At 60.5% G+C, this 21,472-nt stretch carries 20 protein-coding genes; 13 read left to right on the top strand and 7 right to left on the bottom strand.

Annotated elements, in window-relative coordinates; translation table 11 throughout:
- Positions 1 to 6 precede the first annotated feature (6 nt).
- On the bottom strand, positions 7 to 945 hold the full coding sequence (locus KDL09_RS11215; protein WP_294384799.1) for a ribose-phosphate pyrophosphokinase: 939 nt from the start codon (positions 943 to 945) through the stop codon (positions 7 to 9).
- Between the two features lie 143 nt (positions 946 to 1,088).
- Here KDL09_RS11215 and KDL09_RS11220 point away from each other — a divergent pair, with 143 nt between their 5' ends.
- The 4 genes from KDL09_RS11220 (at position 1,089) to KDL09_RS11235 (ending at position 5,194) form a co-directional block, all read left to right on the top strand.
- Positions 1,089 to 3,059 carry a serine/threonine-protein kinase gene (locus KDL09_RS11220; protein ID WP_294384801.1) on the top strand — a complete coding sequence of 657 codons (1,971 nt, stop codon included), beginning with the start codon at positions 1,089 to 1,091 and terminating at the stop codon, positions 3,057 to 3,059.
- Positions 3,060 to 3,174: 115 nt separating this feature from the next.
- Complete coding sequence (locus KDL09_RS11225) at positions 3,175 to 3,831, top strand: ATP-dependent Clp protease proteolytic subunit (RefSeq protein ID WP_294384803.1); 657 nt, start codon at positions 3,175 to 3,177, stop codon at positions 3,829 to 3,831.
- Positions 3,832 to 3,911: 80 nt separating this feature from the next.
- Entirely contained in the window at positions 3,912 to 4,826 is a 915-nt protein-coding gene (locus tag KDL09_RS11230; RefSeq protein ID WP_294384804.1) for a sugar phosphate isomerase/epimerase family protein, read from the top strand.
- Between the two features lie 47 nt (positions 4,827 to 4,873).
- Positions 4,874 to 5,194 (top strand): hypothetical protein, encoded by a 321-nt coding sequence (locus KDL09_RS11235; protein ID WP_294384805.1) that lies wholly within the window; start codon positions 4,874 to 4,876, stop codon positions 5,192 to 5,194.
- A 14-nt stretch (positions 5,195 to 5,208) separates the two neighbouring features.
- Here the strand turns inward: KDL09_RS11235 and KDL09_RS11240 are convergent, their stop codons facing one another.
- Complete coding sequence (locus KDL09_RS11240; protein WP_294384807.1) at positions 5,209 to 5,727, bottom strand: DUF6702 family protein; 519 nt, start codon at positions 5,725 to 5,727, stop codon at positions 5,209 to 5,211.
- 111 nt (positions 5,728 to 5,838) lie between these two features.
- Here KDL09_RS11240 and KDL09_RS11245 point away from each other — a divergent pair, with 111 nt between their 5' ends.
- The 3 genes from KDL09_RS11245 to KDL09_RS11255 are packed head-to-tail and all read left to right on the top strand — an operon-like array spanning position 5,839 to position 9,735.
- Positions 5,839 to 8,886, top strand: a complete 3,048-nt coding sequence (locus tag KDL09_RS11245; protein ID WP_294384809.1) for a hypothetical protein — start codon at positions 5,839 to 5,841, stop codon at positions 8,884 to 8,886.
- Positions 8,873 to 9,442: a DUF1318 domain-containing protein gene (locus KDL09_RS11250; RefSeq protein ID WP_294384811.1), complete on the top strand. Its 570-nt coding sequence runs from the start codon at positions 8,873 to 8,875 to the stop codon at positions 9,440 to 9,442. Before KDL09_RS11245 ends, KDL09_RS11250 begins: the two co-directional genes overlap by 14 nt.
- Positions 9,439 to 9,735 (top strand): hypothetical protein, encoded by a 297-nt coding sequence (locus KDL09_RS11255; protein ID WP_294384813.1) that lies wholly within the window; start codon positions 9,439 to 9,441, stop codon positions 9,733 to 9,735. Before KDL09_RS11250 ends, KDL09_RS11255 begins: the two co-directional genes overlap by 4 nt.
- Before the next feature lie 30 nt (positions 9,736 to 9,765).
- Here KDL09_RS11255 and KDL09_RS11260 read toward each other — a convergent pair whose 3' ends face one another.
- On the bottom strand, positions 9,766 to 9,987 hold the full coding sequence (locus KDL09_RS11260) for a hypothetical protein (RefSeq protein ID WP_294384815.1): 222 nt from the start codon (positions 9,985 to 9,987) through the stop codon (positions 9,766 to 9,768).
- A gap of 98 nt (positions 9,988 to 10,085) precedes the next feature.
- On the opposite strand from KDL09_RS11260, the gene KDL09_RS11265 reads away from it, so the two are divergent.
- From KDL09_RS11265 to KDL09_RS11280, 4 genes are all read left to right on the top strand, one after another.
- Positions 10,086 to 10,493 (top strand): hypothetical protein, encoded by a 408-nt coding sequence (locus KDL09_RS11265; RefSeq protein WP_294384817.1) that lies wholly within the window; start codon positions 10,086 to 10,088, stop codon positions 10,491 to 10,493.
- Positions 10,494 to 10,505: 12 nt separating this feature from the next.
- Entirely contained in the window at positions 10,506 to 12,434 is a 1,929-nt protein-coding gene (locus tag KDL09_RS11270; protein WP_294384818.1) for a hypothetical protein, read from the top strand.
- A gap of 100 nt (positions 12,435 to 12,534) precedes the next feature.
- Positions 12,535 to 13,974, top strand: a complete 1,440-nt coding sequence (locus KDL09_RS11275; protein ID WP_294384819.1) for an SUMF1/EgtB/PvdO family nonheme iron enzyme — start codon at positions 12,535 to 12,537, stop codon at positions 13,972 to 13,974.
- A 2-nt stretch (positions 13,975 to 13,976) separates the two neighbouring features.
- Positions 13,977 to 16,535: a glycosyltransferase family 4 protein gene (locus KDL09_RS11280; protein WP_294384821.1), complete on the top strand. Its 2,559-nt coding sequence runs from the start codon at positions 13,977 to 13,979 to the stop codon at positions 16,533 to 16,535.
- A 2-nt stretch (positions 16,536 to 16,537) separates the two neighbouring features.
- Here the strand turns inward: KDL09_RS11280 and KDL09_RS11285 are convergent, their stop codons facing one another.
- From KDL09_RS11285 to KDL09_RS11295, 3 genes are read right to left on the bottom strand one after another with little or no spacing between them, the layout of a single operon-like run.
- Entirely contained in the window at positions 16,538 to 17,275 is a 738-nt protein-coding gene (locus KDL09_RS11285; RefSeq protein ID WP_294384823.1) for an amino acid ABC transporter ATP-binding protein, read from the bottom strand.
- Positions 17,265 to 18,032, bottom strand: a complete 768-nt coding sequence (locus tag KDL09_RS11290; protein ID WP_294384824.1) for an amino acid ABC transporter permease — start codon at positions 18,030 to 18,032, stop codon at positions 17,265 to 17,267. Before KDL09_RS11290 ends, KDL09_RS11285 begins: the two co-directional genes overlap by 11 nt.
- Before the next feature lie 55 nt (positions 18,033 to 18,087).
- Positions 18,088 to 18,855: an N-acetylmuramoyl-L-alanine amidase gene (locus tag KDL09_RS11295; protein WP_294384825.1), complete on the bottom strand. Its 768-nt coding sequence runs from the start codon at positions 18,853 to 18,855 to the stop codon at positions 18,088 to 18,090.
- Positions 18,856 to 18,981: 126 nt separating this feature from the next.
- Between KDL09_RS11295 and KDL09_RS11300 the strand changes: the two genes are divergently transcribed.
- Positions 18,982 to 20,202 (top strand): LysM peptidoglycan-binding domain-containing protein, encoded by a 1,221-nt coding sequence (locus tag KDL09_RS11300; protein ID WP_294384826.1) that lies wholly within the window; start codon positions 18,982 to 18,984, stop codon positions 20,200 to 20,202.
- Positions 20,203 to 20,213: 11 nt separating this feature from the next.
- Here KDL09_RS11300 and KDL09_RS11305 read toward each other — a convergent pair whose 3' ends face one another.
- A complete protein-coding gene (locus tag KDL09_RS11305; RefSeq protein ID WP_294384827.1) occupies positions 20,214 to 20,738 on the bottom strand; it encodes a cytochrome C in 525 nt (174 codons plus the stop codon).
- Positions 20,739 to 20,864: 126 nt separating this feature from the next.
- Here KDL09_RS11305 and trmB point away from each other — a divergent pair, with 126 nt between their 5' ends.
- Complete coding sequence (gene trmB, locus KDL09_RS11310; RefSeq protein ID WP_294384828.1) at positions 20,865 to 21,464, top strand: tRNA (guanosine(46)-N7)-methyltransferase TrmB; 600 nt, start codon at positions 20,865 to 20,867, stop codon at positions 21,462 to 21,464.
- Positions 21,465 to 21,472 lie beyond the last annotated feature (8 nt).

Consider the following 21,472-nt stretch of genomic DNA (forward strand, 5'->3'; position numbering starts at 1 on the left):
ACACGCCTACCCCCGTGTGTCAAACAGGGAAGTCACAGACTCATTGCCATGGATGCGTTCGATGGCCTGGGCCAGCAGCGGGGCGATGTCCAGGGAGGTGACCTTTTCCCCGGTCGCCTGGGGGGTGGAATTGGTGGAGAGCAGCTCGACGATGGGCGATTTGGCGATGCGTTCCCGGCCTTTGTCGCCCAGAACGGCGTGGGAGACCCCCGCATAGATCTTTTTCGCCCCGTGCTTCAGGAGCAGGTCGGCGGCAGCGGTGAGCGTCCCGGCGGTTTCGGTCAGGTCATCGACCAGCAGGACGTTTTTCCCGGCGACATCGCCAATGACGCTGTGAGCCTCCACCTCTTCGGCGCTGACACGGTTTTTGGCGACGATGGCCATTGGAGCACCAAGCGCCTTGGCAAAGGCATGCGTCATCTTGATGCCGCCCACGTCGGGAGAGACCACCACGAGATCGTTGATCTCACGCTCACGGATTGTCTTCATCAAAACGGGGGCCGCGTAGAGATGATCCACGGGAATGTCAAAGAACCCCTGAATCTGCCCGGCGTGCAGATCGACCGTAAGCACACGGTTCACTCCCGCGGCCACGAGAAGGTTTGCCACCAACTTCGCCGTGATCGGGACCCGCGGACGGTCTTTGCGATCCTGACGGGCGTAGCCAAAAAACGGCAGCACCGCAGTGATGCGCGAAGCGCTGGCGCGACGCACGGCGTCCACCATGATGAGCAGCTCCATCAGGTTTTGGTTCGTCGGCGGGCAGGTTGGCTGCACGATGAAGACATCACCTCCGCGGATGTTCTCGTGGATTTGCACGAAAGTCTCGCCGTCCGGGAAGGTGGTCAATTCAGCGGCGCACAGTTCAATGTTCAGGTTTTTGGCGATAGACTGCGCCAGCGTGGGGTGAGCTGAACCGCTCAGAATCTTCAGACTTTCGTTCATGGGAGGCGGAGTTAGTCGAGTCTGTCACAGAAATCAACCCATCGCGTAATTCCTTGTCTCGATGCTTGTGATCCGTGACAACTTCTCGTACGACTGGATAAAATTCTGCTATTGAGTACGCCCTCCCTTTCCCTAGACCGACCATGAGTGAATCGACCTCCCCCGTCCCTCCGCCGAAGACCACCGGCGGCGGCTGGCGCTGGGAACCGCCGACTCCGGAGGCGTTGCAGGAAATGCTGCCGCAATACGAGATTCAGATGCTGGTCGGCCGCGGCGGCATGGGTGCCGTTTACAAGGGCATTCAGCTCAGTCTCGAACGTTCCGTCGCGATCAAACTGCTCCCACCGGCGATCGAGCAGCAGGACACAGCCTTCGCCGAGCGCTTCAAAAACGAGGCCAAGCTGATGGGCCGTATGAACCATCCCGCCATCGTCAGCGTGTATGACTTTGGCCGCACCACCGACGGTCAGCTCTACTTCGTCATGGAGTATGTCGATGGCACCGATGTTCAGCGCATGATCGCCCGCGAAGGCAAGCTGCCGCCGGAACACGCGCTCGCCATCACCGCACACTTGTGCGATGCGCTGAGCTACGCGCACAAGCAGGGCGTCGTGCATCGCGACATCAAGCCCTCCAACGTGCTCATCGACACTGAGGGTCGTGTCAAAGTGGCCGACTTCGGCCTCGCGAAGCTGGCTGACAAGACGATGAACACCGGTCTCACCCAGACCGGCATGGCGATGGGCACACCTGATTACGTGGCCCCCGAAACTCTCATGTTTGGATCTGACGTGGACGGACGCGCGGACATCTACGCCGTGGGCGTCATGCTGTACCAGATGCTCACTGGCGACATCCCGCGCGGCATGTTCAAGATGCCTTCGCAGAAGTTCCAAAGCATCGATCCGCGTTTCGACGGCATCGTCCGCCGCGCCTTGGAGCATGATCGCGAAGAGCGCTATCAAAGCAGCCACGAGATGCGCATCGCGCTGGACGTGATCCTGACCACGCCACGGGCGGAACCCGGCAAGGAATCCAGCGCCGTGCTGCCTAAACAACCGGCTAATACACCCGGTCGAACGGTGGTTCCCTCGTCGCGAAATCCGGCCTCGGCCCAGCAGCGTCGCCCAGCATCGCCCTACGAGTCTTATTCTCCGCCGCCACATCCACAGCCGCAGCAGACCTCGACGATGCCCTATGTCATCGCAGCGTTGGTCATGCTCGGTGTTGGTGCTTGGTTCGTCGTCAACCGACATAATCCTGAGCCGCCTCAAAATCCTTTCGAAACAGCTGAGAACACAGAACCGTCGGTCAAAACGGTCCCCTCACAGACACCTTCCACCTCGCCTCCTTCCAACGTCGAGAGATTGCCTCCTCCCTCGATGACTCCGCCGACAACTGCGCAAACAGTCAAACCTGCTTCGAGCAACAGCAGCAGCACCTTCAAACCTGCCACGCCGGTGGTCACCATTCCGAAGACAGCCACAACCCCCGTCCCGCCCTCGACGCCCGCCGACAACGCCAAGCCCATCACCGATCGGTTGGCCACTCTCGAATCACAGTTCCAGACCGCGTTCGAACGTGAAGTGAACGTCGCCTACTCCGATCAGCTCACAACGTTGGGCACCGGCTATGTGCAGGCGCTGGACCGTTCGATGCAGGAGGCCACCAAGGCCGGGCGGCTTGATGAAGCGATTGCGTTGCGGGAGGAGAAGCAGCGCTTCACGACGCACAAGTTCATGCCTTCGATCGATCCTTCCGGCCTGCATTCGACTGTCGTCAAACTGCGCAACACCTACCGCGGCGCGGAAAAGAACTACTCCCAGCAAAAAGACGCCGACTCTCTGCCGCTCTACGACCGCTACATCGAAGTGCTGTCGGCCTTGGAGAAAGAACTTCTGGCCCAGGGACGCAGCAGCGACGCCCTGCGGGTGCGCACGAAGCGCGATGACGTCGTCATGCGCCGCAAGCAGCGTGCCGCCAAACTTCCTCCGGGCACCGCTGTGCAACCCACGGCAGCCCCCGCAAACACCAAGCTCACCCTGTTTGACGGACAATCGCTCAACGGCTGGCGCATCGTTGAGTTCGACGAGATTGCAGTGGAGTTGCTTTGAAAACAAGACGTCGTCACGCGTTGCGGATCGTAATCACACTTCGTCATCCACGAATTCGTCACTCGTCATTGCCCGCTGCATTGACAATCCCCCCTGCCACCCCTTCATTCCCACCATGACCCCCAGCCAGAACTCCGATTTCCCCTCCATCATCGCCCCACACGCCAGCTACATGGTTCCAACTGTGATCGAAAGCGAAGGCCGCGGCGAGCGCGCGTATGACATCTATTCCCGCCTGCTGAAGGACCGAATCATCTTCCTCGGAGGCGAAGTGAATGACACGATGGCCTCCATCATCATCGCCCAGCTTCTGTTCCTGCAAATGCAGGACCCGAAAAAGGACATCAACATCTACGTCAACAGCCCCGGTGGCAGCGTCACGGCCGGTCTCGCGATCTATGACACGATGCAGTTCCTCACCTGCGATGTCTGCACCTACAGCATTGGACTCGTCGCCTCGATGGGCGCGGTGCTTCTCGCCGCCGGCACCAAAGGCAAGCGCTACGCCCTGCCGAACTCCGACATCATGATCCATCAGGTCTCCGGTGGTGCCCGAGGCACCGCTTCCGACGTCGAGCGTACGGTCGAATACATGTTCAACCTCAAGAAGCGCCTCAACCGCATCCTCGCCCATCACACCGGCAAGTCCGTCGAGCAGATCGAGCGCGATGCCGACCGCGACAACTACATGTCCGCCGCCCAGGCCGCCGAATACGGCCTCGTGGACAAGGTGCTCGAAGGGAAGAAAGCGCTTCCATCGGACGACAAGTAATTCTTCACATCTCAAAAGGGCGGGACTCAAAATCCCGCCCTTTTTTGTGCCCGCACACCGCTCTTCCAACCACCCGCGCCATGAAACTCGGCTTCGTCACCGCCATCCTCCCCGAACTCGAATTCGCCAACGTGCTCCAGTTCGCCCGGCACGAAGGATTCTCCACCATCGAGGTCATGTGCTGGCCCGTCGGCAAGGCGGAGCGCAAATACGCCGGCGTCACACACATCGACGTCATCGGCATGACCAAGACGAAGGCCGAGAACATCCTCGCGCAATGTCAGGATCAGGGCGTCAGCATCAGCGCGCTCGGCTACTACCCGAACATGCTCGATCCGAATCCCGAAGTCTCACGCTTCGCCGTTTCGCACTTCAAGAAAGTCATCGCCGCCGCGCCGAAGTTCGGCCTGGACCTCGTCACCGGTTTCGTCGGTCGCGACTGGTCCAAGACCGTTGACGAAAACTGGCCACGCTTCCTCAAGATCTGGAAACCCATCATCCAATACGCCGAGGATCACGGCGTGAGGATCGCCATCGAAAACTGCCCCATGTCCTTCACGCGCGACGAATGGCCAGGCGGCAAAAACCTTCTCACCACGCCCGCCATCTGGCGTCGTGCGTTCTGCGACATCGACTCTCCGAACTTCGGCCTCAACTACGACCCGTCGCACTTCATCCTGCAAGACATGGACCCGCTCAGCCCGCTGGCCGAATTCAAATCGAAGCTCTTCCACCTCCACGCCAAGGATGTTCAAATCGACCGCAAAGCCCTCAATGAAGTCGGCCGCTTCGACTTCCCGCTGCGCTGGCACCAGCCGCGCATTCCCGGCTACGGCGACCTCAACTGGCCCGCCTTCATGGCCGAGCTCATGCGCATCGGCTACGACGGACCGCTCTGCATCGAAGTCGAGGACGACACCTTCGGCAAAACCCTCGAAGGCCGCATGAAAGCCATCAAAGTCGCGCGCAACGTGCTCGCACCGTTCTTTGGGTGATTGTCTCCTCGGTTTCTTGATACATTTGCCCATGTGCAAACGAGCGTATGAAGGAATGTATCCACAACACGATCATCTGGCTGTTCATTTTTTGGGCTGCTCAAACATTTTTGGTACTGCGTGACTACTTCCGCCAACGAAACGAAAACCGTCTGAAGCCACCCCTGACCGAAGAACAAAAAGCTGAGCGTGCCGGGCTTGAAGCAGAACTGCGAGGCAAAGAGGTCAAAAACATTCGCTGGTATGCAACTCGTCCCAAAGAAGCCATGTGGTTTCTTGGAGGGACGTTCGGCTACCTCGTCCTCGCCACTCTGTTTCTGCCAATGGCAATCGGCATTTGGCTGCTGCCAGACCCGAATCGAAGCTGAGGTTTTGGCGGGCTTCACCTCGTGGAATTCAGCGATTGCTCCAACTTAGTTGGCACAAACCGCAGTCCAACTTTGTCAGATTGTCCCTGAAGAGCGACGAGATTCACCTGATCCTTGAACATCTCGCAAAACACCGCGTGCCGCAGCTTGGCATCCGCCAAACCATCCGGTAGCGCAATCTCAAAGAACAACGTCACCGTCGGATCACCGCTCTTCCGCGTTTCCTCGTCGAGTTGGCGTCCCACCCACCCGATCTTGGCCGCTTGGCCCGCGGCATCGGTCACGACGAAGGTTTTGGCGAGATAGGCACGGATCTGCGCGTCGAACTGAGCGGCGGGCGTTTTGTCGAGACGCATCTCGCGCTCGCTCTGGCGGATGACGGCGGTTTCGAGGTCGTTGATGAAGACGGTGAGGCTGACTTCGAGCTTCTTCGTCTCCGCATTGTATTCCGCCTCGGCGGTGGACTGATGCAGCGAGTGCGCGTGCAGACACGTGGCCGTCAGCAGACAGAGGATGGCGGGCAGCGTGCGCATGGAAGCAGAGTTTAGTCCCCCACGTCGTGTGAGCAAGAGGCGCTCATCCGATGGCAGGATCTCCACAAAGGAGATCATCGCATCCCGGCGGCTTCATGGTACGATGCGGGCGTGAAAACTGCCGTCCCGACATCCAAACTCCGCCGCTGGTGGCGCTGGATGTGGCGTCTCGGTCTGATCGGCGTCATCCTAGCAACGGCACTGGGCTGGTGGGCGTGGCGGGAGCGGGTGCTGCTCGTGAATGCGGCCCTGCGGCGCTTCGGCGGGGATGTGCAGGTGAAGATCGCCACGCTGGAGTGGAAGGACGGCGCGCTGCATGTCGGCAAGGTGACCAGCTCGCACGCCTCCGGTGCGCAGAACATCGCGTCCGCCGATCATCTGGAATGGCGCCCGCAATGGAGCCATCTGAGTTCCGGCAACCTCGGCGGCTTCAAGGTGAACGGCGCCACGGTGGACGTGCCGCTGTCATGGTTTGAACCCTCCGCGCCGCAACCTGCCGGTGCACCGGCCGCCGCTTCACGTCGCTGGCATCTGGATCTGGTGGATCTGGCACCGACGAAGTTTGTGCTGCGCGATGCGGCGTGGCAGCCGGTGTTCAGCGTGATGGTGACGCAGAAGGTGGAGGCGCTGGAGATCGGCGGCATTCAATCGCCCTCGTTTCAAACGATTGTCACTGACCTGCAGCATGCCGAGTGGCATGGGAAGCCGGTGTTTGACAGCGTGCATCTCGAATCCGTGATGCTCGGGGACAAGCTGGAGATCAAACAGGTGTCCCTGAGCGGCGGCAGGATCGATCTCGCCTGGCTCAAGGAGTTCAGCCCGGCGCTGAGCGCAAAACTGCCGCCGTTGAGCGGAGGCGTCGAACTGGAATGGAAAGGCAAAAACATGGGACTTTCGAGCGCGGGCCTGACCGCCGGCGGCACGCATGAGGTGCGATTGAAGAAACTGCATCTACAGCCGCTGAACGCCGCGGGACGGGTGGATGCCGATGTGGCGGACGTGAAGGTGTCGCAGGATCTGAACGGCCTCTGGCATGTGGAGCGAGGGCTGATGCTGAAGCCGGTGATCGAATGGACGCGCGAGCTGGAGGCGGCACTGCTGCCAAAGAGCGAATCAAAGCAGGCGTCGGCATGGAAGATGAAGATTGATGCCTTCGAATTGAAGGATGGGACGGTGAAGTTGTCGCCCACGGAGTTATGTCCTGTGGCAGGCGAAGTGGCCTGGAGCACCAGACTCGAGGCGTTGGAACTGTCGCAGGACGGGCTGCAGTCCGCAGTGAAGCAAACGTTGTCCCTGGCGAACCTGTCCCTGCGCTGGGCGCGCGGAAACACCAGCCCGGAGACACGCCCGTTTGTGCAGATGAAATCCGCCGCGCTAGAGCTGGTGCCGGACAAGCTGCGTGAACTCCGGCAGGTCGAGTCGCTGGCGATGGCGGAGCCGCAGTTTGAATTCACGCCGGAGAACGGGCCGTGGTTCGACAAAATCCAGGCCGAGCCTGTGGCGAAGCCGCTCGAACCTTCGGCTCCGTGGTGGAAGCAGCTTCAATTCGCCACGCTGACACTCAAGGACGGCTCCGTGGAGCTGGCTATGATGCTGGCGGAGCGGATGGAGACCTCGATCCATTTTGATGTGATGACCGAGCAGGCCAAGCAGCGCCTGCGCATCACAAACACCCAGGTGCGCATTCCCAAGCGGGCGAACCTGCCGGTGCTGAGCATCGAGAATGTGGAAGCAGTGGCATCACTGCCCGAGATGTGGCGTAAGCAGCGACTGGAGTCTCTCAAACTCGACGGCGGCCAGGTGGAGGTGGGCGAGGCACTGACGACGTTGTTCAGCGGAAAGGCGGAAGTCGTGGAGCAAAAAGTGGAGGCGGCCTCAGCACGCTGGACGGCGGGAAGAATCGACGTGGAAAAGCTGGGTGTGACGCTGATGAGCATCGCGCCGGGACTGCCGCCGGTGCGTTTTGACGTAAACTTTGCCGCCAATGAAACCCCGCTCGATCTCGATGGTCTGGCGGAGAATGTGGAACCGCAGCGCATCATGCTCACGCGGTTGCGCATTCCCTCGCCCTATGAACCGCTGCGCACCGTGGCGGAGATGGATGTGATTCACGTGAACTACACTCTGGACGGCCTGCTGCACCGCCACATCGAGCGCGTGGAGATCGTCTCTCCCCTGCTCTACGTAGGCGAGGATTTGTTCTGGTATGTGGAGAACATCCGGAAGTCGATGAAAGGGGAGGCGCCGAAGCAGGATCCCACCTTCGGTCCGCCCAAACCACCCGAGCCCGTGGCTCCGGCCTGGCATGTGAACATTCTGGCGGTCACGGACGGCCGACTGTTGCTCGCCCCGAAAGGCGTGCCGCTGAAAGGCTTCAGCAAACCGTTCCCCTTCAGCTTCACCTCCAAGCTGGAAAGCGGGCAGCTCGACGCGGTGTTTGAGATACCCACGGACACCTACACGCTGGAAGACAAGAAGCTGGAATTCCGCGGCATGAAGGGCCAGGTGCTGTTCAATCTTCCCCTGAAAGACCGCAGCAACAACCTGACTGAAACCTTCACCGTCGAGCAACTGCGGTGGAAGGACCTGCATCTCGAGAACGGTCATCTGAGCGTGACCTACGACGTACACGGCATCTATGGCACGTTCGGAGGCGAGGCCTACAAGGGCTACGTGAACGGAGCCTTCGACATCTATCTGGACGAAGCCTACACCTGGGACGGCTGGGTGTCGGGCGCAGACGTCAACCTGGGTCCGGTGACGAAGGCGCTGTTTCCGAACTACTTCCTGCTCGACGGCGCCACATCAGGAAAAGTCGTCGCCACGGGCAACATCACCGAGCTCTATCAGGCGGATGCGGAGTTCAACAGCCGCTCGCGCGGGAAATTCAGCATTCAGGCGCTCAACGACCTGATCGACGACCTGCCACCGGTGATGAAGGGTGACATCGCGGATCAAATCACTCGCATCGGACTGGAAACGCTGCGCGACTTCGAGTATGAGGACATCGATGGCAAAGTACGCTTCTACGGACGTGAGGGCCGCGGTCACCTGCGGTTCACAGGTCCGTCTGGCGCGCGCAAGATCGACGTGAATGTCTATGACCACCGATGGAAAGAGGACCCACGCAAACCCGAAACCGCTGATGCAGTGGAGTGATTTCAACCGGCTCGCGCTGGCGCTTGGGACGCTCGGCCTGGGCGCCTGCAAGCAGCTGCCCGAGATTCCCATCACGACGCCCAAGCCGCTGGAGGTGAACCTCAACATGCGTCTCGATGTTTATCAATATCGCGGCGACGAGCCGCTGGACAAGGAGGCCACGAAAGGCGCCGGCGAGGCCACGGAACGCATGCGCAACCGCATGGGTGAGATTCAGACGCTGAAAAACAACCAGCTCGTGGGAGAGGATCACCGCGGCCTGCTGCTCGTCCGCGAGGTGCCCGCAGGCGAGTGGGGGCCGCAGATGAAAAAGACCGTCGCTGACGAAAACGAGGACCGCATGCTGCTGATGAGGCGGAAGGCGAAGGAGACAAACCGCCCTCTGCATGAGATCGAAGCGGAGCAGTGGCGCCTCCGCACTCAGCAGGCAGGCACCGGCGAATGGATCGAGGTGCCCGGCGCCTCGCCCGGCTCGTTTCAATGGAAACGCGCCGGTGCAGACACAGCTCCCCCAGCAAGCCCGTCAACCACCACTCCAACCAAGCCCACGTCATGAGACTCATCCTGTTCCTCCTCGTCGCGCTGCTCGTCGTTCTCGCCCTCACCAATCCCAACGAGGCCGAGTTCCGTGCCCACATGCAGGAAAAGTACGGCATCGCCGGCTCGCTGAGCCTGAAGGTCGCCGCCATCTTTTCTGCAGGCACCGGCAGCGGCGTGCAACGCGACAACTACTTCCTCTTCAGCCGCTACTTCATCGGCGGCGACGGCATCCTTCCCCGCACCGACCTTGCCTGGGGCATTGCGGGAAAGTTTTTCGACATCGACGAAGAGACCGAGCCTCGAAAGTAGCGTGTGCCTTCGGAAACAACTCCCGTCAGCTCACTCAGGCGGGACTTCGGGGGGCGGTTCCTGCTCTGCTTTTTGAGCGGGCAATTCCACGGTCACACTCAACTCCCAGGCGCGATTTTTGACCGCCCATATCAATGCCGCCAGACACAGGAACCCCAGCAGGGCCAGATGGATCATGCATCCCCTGCGGCAGCCGATTCCCTGAAACGAATCGAGATAAGTGCGGATATTAGTTCTGTCAGAGTCATGCATGATCAGCGGGCCGGGCCATCTTAAGTTGGACAGCCAGCGATTGTCGTCGATTTTTAGCTTCCTGCCACAGTCTCATCCTCAATCCCACTGATCAGCCAATGCCACGCCGTGCCCAATCCGGAGTCCGCCCCGCCCACTGGCTGGGCCTGATCGCCATCATCGCCGTCATCGGCGGCGGTGGCTACACCTTGATGAACCGAACCACGGATCCGATGACCGGCGTCACCGAACTCAGCGCCAACGAGTTCATGGAAAACGCCACGGCCCTGAGCGGGAACGAATACAAGGTCGAAGGCATCGTTGACGACCGGCTGGACAACTGGCGCAGCGCAGACGGCCGTCTTTTCAGCGTGCAGCTCAGCGACGGCTCGGGAAACACCTTTGTCCCCGTGTGGGTGCCGCCGGACTACAAGGGCTCCAATATTCAGCGCGGGCAACGTTACATCCTCAAAGTGCTCGTGTTGGAAACGGGCGTGCTCAAAGTGCTCGAACTCATCAAATCGTAATTCCTCTCCACCATGAAGCGGCTCCTCCTCGTCCTCGTTCTCGCCGGATTGTCATCCGCGTCCGCTCAGGTGCTCCCCGGATCTTCGGGCGGAACGGCCGCACCTCCGCCATCCACAGGCTCGTCCTCGTCGGGCTCAGGTGGTGAGAAAAAAAGTGATGGCCAGTTGCTCGGTGGTCTGCTGCCCGCCGTCGATCCCGGCAGCGAAAACGTCTCCTGGGACGGCAAGCTCTGGAACGTCAGCAACAACCGCATGATGCGCTCACGCTTCGAGGTCTATCTTACCACGCCCGAGGCCAACAGTGCCGAGGACCAGGCCTACCGCGATGTGATGGCGCAGATCATGGAGCTGCTGGCCCCCACGCACAAACCCGCGCCTGAACTTATGAAGGCCTACGCCCTGCTGCCGGAGGCCGGAACGGCCAAAATCGACGGCGGCCTTTGCAACGCAGTCGCCAACGCAATCTGGGATGTGTGGACCTCGCAGAAGCGCGTGGGCGAACGCAGGCTGGCCAACGAGGAGATGCTCAAACGCCGCAAGCAGCTCGAATGGAACGCCGAGATGGGCATGAACAACAGTCAGTTGGCGCCGCCGGGAAGTGGATCAGGTGGCAAAGGCGCCCAGGGACAGCAGCAGGCCAATCAAAACGCGCAGACAAACAGCGCCGCCGTCGGCCGCACCTCCGGCTACATCAAAGGCATCGCCGAAATTGAAGCCCGCATGAAGATGAACGAGACCGCGATGGGCCTCTCCGAGATCACCAGCAAGACGCAGTTCCAGGCGCTCATCATCCAGATGTTTCTGCAGCGCCGCTTCGAACATGCCGTCATCGCCTGCCGCTTTTACCCGCATCTTTTCCGTGACGGCGACAGCGTCCTGCAGCTCGACAAGGACAGTGACGTGCAGAAAGCGCTGGCCAGCAGTTTCGGTGTGCCGCCCACCGTCAGCATGATCGACGGCCTCTCGTTGGAAGCCATCCGCACCGTCGATGAAGCGCTCGTTGCTTTCCAACAACTCGTCCTCCGTGGGGATCTCTACAGTGCCAGCAACCGTCTCCTCGAAGCCTTCGGTGTCGGCGAATATCTCCCAAGAGTCCGCCGTCTTCCCATGAGCGAAAAGGTCAAGGTGCTCGATTTCGTGCGCGACTCCAACCAGCTCCTCTCCTTCCTCGAAATGCGCGACTTCGGCGAGGCTGAAAAAGTTGTCGTCCGGCTCCGGACCGCCGCGAAGGACTTTGATTATGCCAAGCCGCAGGCCGCCATCGAAACGGCGCGAACGATCAGTGAAATGCGACTGCAGGCCGCACGTGCCGCCGCCGTCAAAGGTGATCAGGTCGCCTACGCCTCGGAGATCAAGGCAGCTGCGGAGATCTGGCCCACCAATCCCAAGCTGCGCGAGCTTTCCAACATGGTCGGTCAGAATTCCGACGTCCAGGCACAGGCGCTCATGGACTTCGACCGCCTCGTCAGCCAGCGCAACTACCGCCAGATCTACAACGACAAAGCACGCTTTCTCGCCGCGTCGATCAACGATCCTGCGCGTCAGGTGCAGCTGAGCAAAGTGCTCAACGACATGGGCGAGGTCGAGATGGTCATCCACGGCGCCACCGAAACCGCCCGCAGCAGTCCTGCCCAGGCCTGGGAGATGGTGGAAAAGAAAGCGCTGCAGTTCCCCGACGATCCCGAGCTCACCCGTCTGCGCGCCGATCTCGGTGTGAAGGCCAGCGACTTCGTCAGCGCCATCGAGCATGGCCGCCAGCACGAGGAGAAGAGGCAGATCGGTTCCGCGCTGTCTTGGTATCTGAAAGCACGCCGCATGCATCCGCCGAGCGAATTCGCCCGCGACGGCGTGAAGCGTCTTGTCGAAGTCGTGAAAAACGGAGACCAACCGCCGGAAGCTGCTCCGGGCTCTGTTGAGACGACTTCGGCAGTGAACAACTGAGCCACTTCGTGCTTCGCACGAATTTTCTCCGAGGAGGGTGATTTGCATCGCCCTTCTCATGCGCCACATTCGGGAGTCCTCACCCTTTACCGCTCCACGCATGAGAACGTTGCTCGCACTCCTCGCCCTAGCCTCAGCGCAGGCTCAGACACCCGCCCTGCAGCTCGATCTCGGCGGAGGCGTCCAGATGGAAATGATCCTCGTTCAGCCCGGCAGCTTCACCCAAGGATCTCCCGCCGGTGAATCCGGACGCGAACCCGATGAAGGACCGCAGCGCCGCGTCACCATCACAAAGCCGTTTTACATGGCGAAGTTTCCTGTCACACGGGCCCAGTTCGCGCGCTTCGCTGAAAGCACCCGCTTCCGCACCGAGGCGGAGGTGGGACAGTCGGGCGGTTTCGGTGTTGTCGACGGCCGGCTCGTACAACAAAAGCAGTTCAACTGGCGCAATCCCGGTTTCGAGCAGGCCGACGATCATCCCGTCGTCATCGTTTCCGCCATCGATGCCGCGGCATTCTGCAAATGGCTCAGCACCAAGTCCGGCCGCCTCTGCGAACTGCCCACCGAAGCACAGTGGGAGTTCGTTTGCCGCGCCGGCACTTCCCTAGCGCGTTACGCTGAGCCGGTCGATGATGTCGCCTGGCATCGGGGCAACGGCTTGTCTCAAACACATCCCGTCGGTGAAAAGAAAGCAAACGCCTGGGGCTTCCACGACTTCTACGGTCCTGTCTGGCAGTGGTGCCGTGACTGGTATGCCCCCTACCCGTCCGGTGCCGCCACGGATCCGCTGCAGACCAATCCCAACCTCTCGGACAAACCCCGCCAGGTGCTTCGCGGCGGTTCCGTGCTCAGCGATGTCTCGCACTCCCGCTCCGCCGAACGCTATCGCAACGACGCCCGCAGCCGCAACGCCGACAACGGATTCCGCATCATCTGCTCCGTTGCGCAGCGGCCCGTGGCTTCGCCTCCGCAGGTGAAGCCACAGCCTGCGCCTCCGCCTCTGCCTACGAACTCGCACGTCGAGTTTCATCCTCCGGAGACCCATGGCGGCGGCAGTTTCTTCAGCTGGCTGTTCCGGCTCGCCATTCCGTTGTTCATTGGATTCATGATCCTGCGCAGGGTGCTGTCCTCCTTCGTCAGTTCCCAACCCAAGGCTCCGGTCTCGCACGGAATGACAGGCACGCAGGCGGCTGCGATGCTCTCATCCACCCCCCCGCCTCTGGCGCATCGTTTTGCCTTCAACATGACGAACGACGGTTTCTACATCACCGGGCCCGCCGAAGCTGTCGGTTCGATGCTTCGCTACGAATGCATGGTGGCGGGACGAACGATCGCCGATGAAATCGCGTTCACGCCCGGCCCGCAGGGCCAGTTCATCTTCACCGGCCAAAAGCCCACGAGCCTGCGTGTGCAGACCACCGGCGGCGCAGCGGGTACAGAGAGCACCGTGATCTCCCACGGATCGGATGATGACGACGACTTCCATCGTCGCAGTTTCAGCTCTTCGAGCAGTTCTTCGCGTTATCCGTCCGCCTACTGAGCATGGACGGTCCCGTATGGATCATCACTGGTGAAAAACAGCCGCCCTGGCTGCTTCAACGCACTCAACGCGTCTTTCCACAGGGTCAGGTGGCTTCGTTGAATTCGATGTGCGCCGGTTGGTGGATCACATCCGGCTCCTGGAAGCCAAGGGAAGGCGGATTCATCCCGGAGATTGACGAACCGCTCGTTCTCATCGGAGCGACGCTCGAATCAAATCGCCCACTCCAAGATTGGAGTGATGTTTTGCAGATCAACGGCGGGCTGTTCCGCGATGAAGACACACTCCCCACGATACACAGTCTGTGGCTGAACGAGCACGCCGCGCGCAATCTTGAGGCCGCATCACTCAACAACATCGTCGAAACGGCATTGCAGCGCGGATGGCGTGTGATCCGTCATTCGTGTCTGGATGTCGGATTCGACACCCGCCCGCGTCTGCTGCAGGTCATCACCAGCCTGCAACGCGGTGGCGCTGAACGGCTGGTGCTGGATCTTCACCAGGAACTCCCGCGACATCGTCTCAGTTCGCGTCTGCTGACACTCGGATCGCCGACGCGAGGACCGTTCCCCGCCCCTGCCGATGTCATTCAACTGCGACTGCCACCCGATCCATCCGTACGCGCCACAGAGATCACGCGCGTGGCACGCCATGTCGGTGCGGACGCGGTGCATGCACATCTCGTCGATGGCGAGACGCTTTCACAACTGAACCCAGCGCTGCCACTGATGGTGACGTTTCACAACCAGCAGCAAAGCTGGCCGGAAGCCATCGAACGGCTGCACGAAGCGCCAGCTGCACTGCTGATCGGCTGTTCAAAGGTGGTGACACAAGAAATCGAGCGCTGCTTTCCACAGCATTGGACACGGACGATTTGGAACGGAATCAACATTCCGAAACGCATCCGAAATCACGAACAAGAAACCGGAGCCTTGACGCTCGTCGCCATTGCGAATCCGCGTCCGCAGAAACGTCTGCCCCTGCTGATCGACGTTCTCGCTCAATTGCCCGGTGCAAAGCTCAAGATCGCCGGCGAGCCCTCAAGCATCCATCCGGATGCGCAGGAGGAAGTGCGCCTTTGTCATGAGAAAGTTGCCGCGCACGGTCTTCAAGAACGCGTGGAATGGCTCGGAGCCGTCAAAGACGTCACCGCGTTGCTTGCCCAGGCCGATGTGTTTGTTTCGACAAGCGCTCATGAAGGATTGAGCCTCGCGCAACTCGAAGCATTGGCGGCAGGCGTTCCCGTGATTGCCACGGATGTCGGAGGCGCATCTGAAATCGCTGCACGTCATCCAGGAGTGATGACTCTGGTGTCCGTGGACGCGAAACCATCCGAGTTTGCCGCCGCCATCCGCAAAATGGCCGGCAAACGCAACGACAGCACGCTGGCGACGGATTTCACCACTCGCGTGATGACCGAGCGCCACGCATGGCTGCTGCAATCGCTTCTTTGCCGTCCCACGAAGCCAAAGAGCGGCCTGCTTTTGGTGACGAACAACTTTTCCACCGGCGGCGCCCAAAGCAGCGCCCGACGCCTCCTCATCAAACTCCATGAGACGGGGGAAAAAGTGCGCGCCGTCGTTCTTCAGGAGAGCCCGCACGATCCCACTCCAGGCAGAACCGCTTTGATCGAAGCCGGTGTAACGGTCATGGCATTGGAACCCGGTGAGGCCATGCGTGCGTTGCGTTCGCTGCTCGAAAGCATCGCCCACGATCCGCCGGAAACCGTGCTGTTCTGGAATGTGATTCCTGAATACAAACTTCTGCTCGCCGATGCTCTGCATAACACACGCATCTTTGATGTGAGCCCGGGAGAAATGCTGTTCGCTTCTCTCGAACGCTATTTCACCAGTCCAAGACCTGGATTGCCGCTCATGGACGCCCGATCGTATGGACAGCGTCTCGCAGGAGTGATCGTGAAGCACGAGAGTGAGGTCGAAATCGCGGAACAGGTGTTTCAGCTCCCCGTGAGCCTGATTCCTAACGGGGTAATCCCACGTGAACCGAAGCCGGAAGCTGCCGAGGCGAAATGGGTGATCGGCACCGCTGCGCGAATTCATCCACACAAACGGTTGGAGGATTTGATCGCCGCTTTTCGACTCGTGAATGCAAAGCAACCGAAGGCACGCTTGCGCATTGCCGGAGCACCCGACGCGGATCAGGATGATTACGCAAAATCGCTGATGCAAAGCACGAACGGTCTTCCGGTCGAGTGGTGCGGTGAAACCAGTAACCTCACAGCATTTCACGACAGCCTCAGCGTGTTTGCGATGATCTCAGAACCTGCAGGGTGCCCAAACGCTTCCCTCGAAGCGATGGCATCGAGCCTTCCGGTGATCGCAACCGATGTGGGCGGAACACGGCAGCAGATCGAGGATGGCGTAGCCGGATTCCTGACAGCTCCACGTGACGTGGAAGCAATGGCAGCAGCGTTGATGAGGCTGCTGAATGACGACCATCTGCGCTCTCGCATGCGCGCGGCGTCACTTGAGAGCGTAAAGAAGCATTTCAGCCTCGATTTGATGGCGACGTCTTATCGAAGCGTGTGCCTGGGCCGCTGAAGTCAGCGATACTTCGACAGGCCTTCGAGATACTGCTGCGCGAGCTCGGTTTGAGGCTTCGTGAAGAACTGCGCGGCCGATGACGACTCCTGAACCTTGCCTGCGGCGAGAAAGACCACCCAGTCGGCGACCTTGCGGGCAAAGCTGATTTCGTGCGTGGCGAGAATGATGCTCTGGCCGGCTTCGGCGAGCTCGCGAATGACGTCGAGCACCTCGCCGGTCATGACGGGGTCAAGAGCAGAAGTGGGCTCGTCGAGCAGGAGCAAGCGAGGCTTCGGCGCGAGTGCGCGAGCGATGGCAGCACGCTGCTGCTGGCCGCCCGAAAGCTGACTGGGGCGTTTGTGCTCGTGGCTCTCCAAACCGAGGCGATGAAGAAGCTCAAGAGCGCGCTGCGCGGCCTCCGACTCGGACATTCCGTGAACTTCCTTCAGCGGTAGCGTGATGTTTTGCAGAGCGGTCAGATGAGGAAAGAGGTTGTATCCCTGAAACACAAAACCGTTTCCACGCCGCTCCGTCAGAGCACCGTCTTCATCGTGAGGCAGCGTGCGAGCATCGATGCTCACATGACCTTCATCCGGCACGAGCAGACAGCCGAGCACACGCAGCAATGTGGACTTTCCACCGCCCGAAGGTCCCAGCAGTGCGATCACCCGCGCGGAGTCTCCCGTGGCAAAGGAGGCGCCATCCAGCGCCGCATGCGCCCCGTAGCGCTTTGTCACGGCATGCGTTTCAAGTTTCATACGCGAACCTCCCTTCGAGACGACGTGCGAGATGCGAAAGCGGCAGCGTAACCACGAGATACGCCAGCGCGAGCGGCACGTAGCCCTCCAGCGCCGTGTAGCTGGCGGAGTTCATGATCTTGACCTTCTGCACGAGTTCTTCGATGCCGATGACCGAAAGCAATGACGAATCTTTGAGCAACGAAACCAACTGGCCGGTGGTTCCAGGCAATGCACGACGAAGCGCCTGAGGAATGATGACGAAGCGATAGGTCTGCTGCCTGTCGAATCCGACGGCACGCGCGGCCTCAAGCTGCGATGCTCCGATGCTTTCCACCGCACCTCGAAAAATCTCCGCGAGATACGCGGCGTGAAACGCGCCGAGCAGCAGCAGGCCAACCAGCAGCGGCATGTCGATACGAAGGGCGTTGGCGACGATGTAGTAGCCGACGAGCAACTGAACCAGCAGCGGTGAACCACGAACGATCTCGACGACCGCGCCGCTGAACATCCGCACCGGTTCCCAACGTGCGCGTCTGCCCAGCATGAGCACAAAGCCGAAGAGCACACTCATAAGCATGGCGGCGAGCGAAATGCCCAGCGTGGTGAGCCAGCCGATTCCGAACTGCTGGCGATATTTCCATACGCCGGACCAGTTCCAGCGGTAGTGCACGGACGCAAACAGCGCATACGCCGCCGCCGAAACGAGCACCAGAAGCATCAGCGCGTAAAACGCACGACGGAGCGTGGACGGAGTGCTGGCGGATGCGACTGACAAAATCTGGCGATGATTTACGCCCGAAAGCAGCTCTTTGCCCGGATGTTTTTCATTCTCACGATCCCGCCATCAACTTTGCCGGCACGGACCGTGTCTGCAGAAACAACACCACACCTCGCGCGATGCCTTCAGCAAGAAGGTCACGGTAGTCAGCCTTTTTCAAACGGGCGGCTTCGTTGAGATTGGTGAGGAAGCCACACTCAACGAGGACGGCGGGACATGAAGCCCGGGCCACGACCGCGTAATCCCGGGCCTTGGTCCCGCGATTCCCGGCATGCGCGACGGTGCAGACCGTGCGCTGAACCGCCTCCGCGAAGTCGGCACTGTCTACGAGGTTATGGTCCGAGTCGGCTCCTTCGACCACCCGTTGCCGCGCCGACAACGGTCTGGATTCGGCAAAGTAGGTCTCGATGCCCTCGGCCTCGCTTCCCTCGCCCTCGGTATTGAGATGGACACTGACAAAAGCGGACGCCTGATGCTTCCCGGCAAGGGCGGCCCGCTCATCAAGCGAGAGGAAACTGTCTCCACTCCGCGTCATGATCACCCGCAGGCCGGCAGCTTCGAGCTCCCTCTTCACACCACGGGCTATGTCGAGACTGAGGTTTTTTTCGATCACTCCGTTGGCCACCGCTCCGCCATCATGCCCGCCATGCCCTGCATCGACGACGACCAGCGGGGCCGTCTCGTCCCAGAACAGCTCGTTGGGCATCGGGAGATCCGACTGCTGCCGTTCCAGCCAGACGAGGGAATAGGCGCTGCCCCCCAAGGCCGAAAAAGCGACCAAGGTTTGCAGGCCCAGGAGGATGAAATGCTGAAATTTCAAAAATATATTCGGTTATATAAAATATTTGTTTGAATTAACAATCAAATTTTCTACAATAGCCATATGAAGACGCCATGCCCTGCCTCCCTTGTGCTGAGTTCTCTCATCTTTTATTGGGGGATCGCCATGACGCTGCCGCTCTCGGCTCAGGTTTCCTACACCTACACGGCTCCGCCACCACCCGGCTACCCGGCGTCAGGAGCTCCGAAGCAATCCTCCTCCAAAGCCACCCGCCAGTCCGCCGCCGCAGTCCAGGCTCCGGCAACTTACCCCGGCTACCCATCCACCTATCCTCCTCCTCCCGGCTACACTTACCCGCCGCCACCTCCTGGCTATGGCACCTCCACGCGAGCTCCCACCACGAAGCCGTCCACCACCGGCAAATCCAGCTCAAAGACCACTTCTTCAAAAAAGTCCACCGCCGGACCGCCTCCGCCGCCCAAAGTCTACGGCCCCACGGGCGACCTGAGCAGCCAGGTGTCCAAACTGCGTGAGAGCGACAAGGTGCAAAACCTGCGCCTGGGCGAACTCGAACGCGACGTCAGCAGCATCAAGCGCGGAGGCAAGAGCGGCGTCCGCTACGACGGCGGAACCGACATCGCAGCCCGCACCACGTATGTCGCCCGTCCTGGCGACACCCTTTGGCGCATCGCATCCACGCATCGAGTGAGCGTGGGCGAGATTCAGCAGTTGAACCGCATGACGGAGGAAGAAGTCCACGTCGGCCAGACGCTGCTGATCCCTTCCCCACATCGCCTCAGTTCTTCGACCACGCAGGTGAGCTATTCACCGTCCACGCCCGGAGGCAGCTCCGCTCCCGTGAGTTCCTCCAGCTATTACACGATCAAGAAAGGTGACAGCCTCAAGGCGATCGCCATCAAGCACAAGATGACCACCGCCGCCCTCGCCAGCGCCAACGGCATCAAGGACGCGAACAAAATCTTCGTGGGCCAAAAACTGAAAATACCCGGTCGCAGCGGCAGCAACGTTGCTTCCTCCAAGCCTCAGTCACCTCCTTCGGAGTCGTCCGACACCGTTCCCCTGCCCAATTATGGCGTGCCAGCCACCACGCCGCCACCGCCTGCCTCCGGTATGGCTCCGGCACCGGCCGCTCCTCAAGCTACCGCCCCCGTCGCACCCAAAGCCCCAAGCACGGCAGATTCTCACCGCGGAATTCTGGCCTATCGTGTGGACCTTTCTGACAACATCGAAAGCATCGCATCCCAGTTCAGCACCACACCGGACCGCATTCGCGAAATGAACCGCCTCAGTCCGGACACGCCTCTCAAGCCGGGAGACGAAATCATGGTGCCTGCGATGGGAGCCGTGTCGGTGAGCAGCCGGTAATTTCTGCCGACTTACTCCTTCACAAAATCCCGCATCTCATAGAGCTTCGGGTCACGCAGAGGTTCTTTGCGGGCGGCTTTGGCACGCTTCAGCATCTGGGAGAAGAGCGCATCTCCTGCCTCGCCTTCATCCATTCCGCCAAACTGCTCCTCCAGTTTCTCCGGATCTTCACCCGCTTCGAGGCGGCGCACCATCTCGCGCAGTTCCGGCGGTGTCTTGTCGCCCATCATGTCTGTCATCTTGCGCATGAAGTGACCAAGTTGACGCGGGTCGGGATTCTCCTCGTCCATCCCGCCCATCTCGCGCTCCATGTCCGCCATGAAGCTTTCCATCTTCGATTCATCGATGCCTGCAAAGGGATCGTCCGCTGTTTCCTCCTTGGCTTTGCCGATCACTGCGAAAGGCGACACGCGGCGTTCCATTCTCAATCCATCACCGTCAGGACAAACCGGCACCTTGTCGCGATAAGCCAGCGTGCGGGCGAGGAAAGAGTACAGCTTGTTGTTGTCGGGGCAGTAGAACTCGTAGATCGGCATGGCGGGTCGGGAAAAACTTCTTCCACATCATAAACAGGCGCCCCTTTCGCTCAAGGCGTCGAATTTGCATAAGGTGCCGAAAAACATCGCTTGGCAGAATGGCGATTCATCGGCACTCCATGCGCAGTGCCAGCCCTCTTCACGCCCCCAGACCACTTTCGCGAACTCACCCGCGCAGAAATCTTCCCAGATCCCACCCGCCCGCTCGAGATCGACCTTGGCTGCGGCGACGGCACCTTCCTCACCGGCATGGCCGCCCATTTTCCGGAACGCGACTTCCTGGGCGTGGAGCGCATGCTGGGCCGGGTCAGCAAAACCGCGCGCAAGATCGAACGCCAGCAGCTTCCAAACGCCCGCATCATGCGGCTCGAAAGCGCCTACACCGTCGGCTGGCTGCTGCCGTCTGCCAGTGTGTCACGCCTGCATCTGCTCTGCCCCGACCCATGGCCCAAGAAGGGCCACGCCACCCGACGCCTCGTGAATCAAAACGAGTTCCTCGACGGTCTCGTCCGTATTCTCATTCCAGGCGGCGAGTTCCTGCTCAAAACCGACGACCGGCCCTATTTCGAAGACGCCCTCGCCAGTTTCGCCACGCGCGAACATCAGTTCAAACGGGTCGACTGGCCTGACGACGCCTTCTTCTATCCCTCCACCGATTTCGAGCAGGACTGGCTGCGCATGGGGCGCTCGATTCATCGTGCGAGATGGCAGCTCGTCGAACGTTAGATCACCGC

It is taken from the genome of Prosthecobacter sp., assembly GCF_020439865.1.
GTDB lineage: Bacteria > Verrucomicrobiota > Verrucomicrobiia > Verrucomicrobiales > Verrucomicrobiaceae > Prosthecobacter.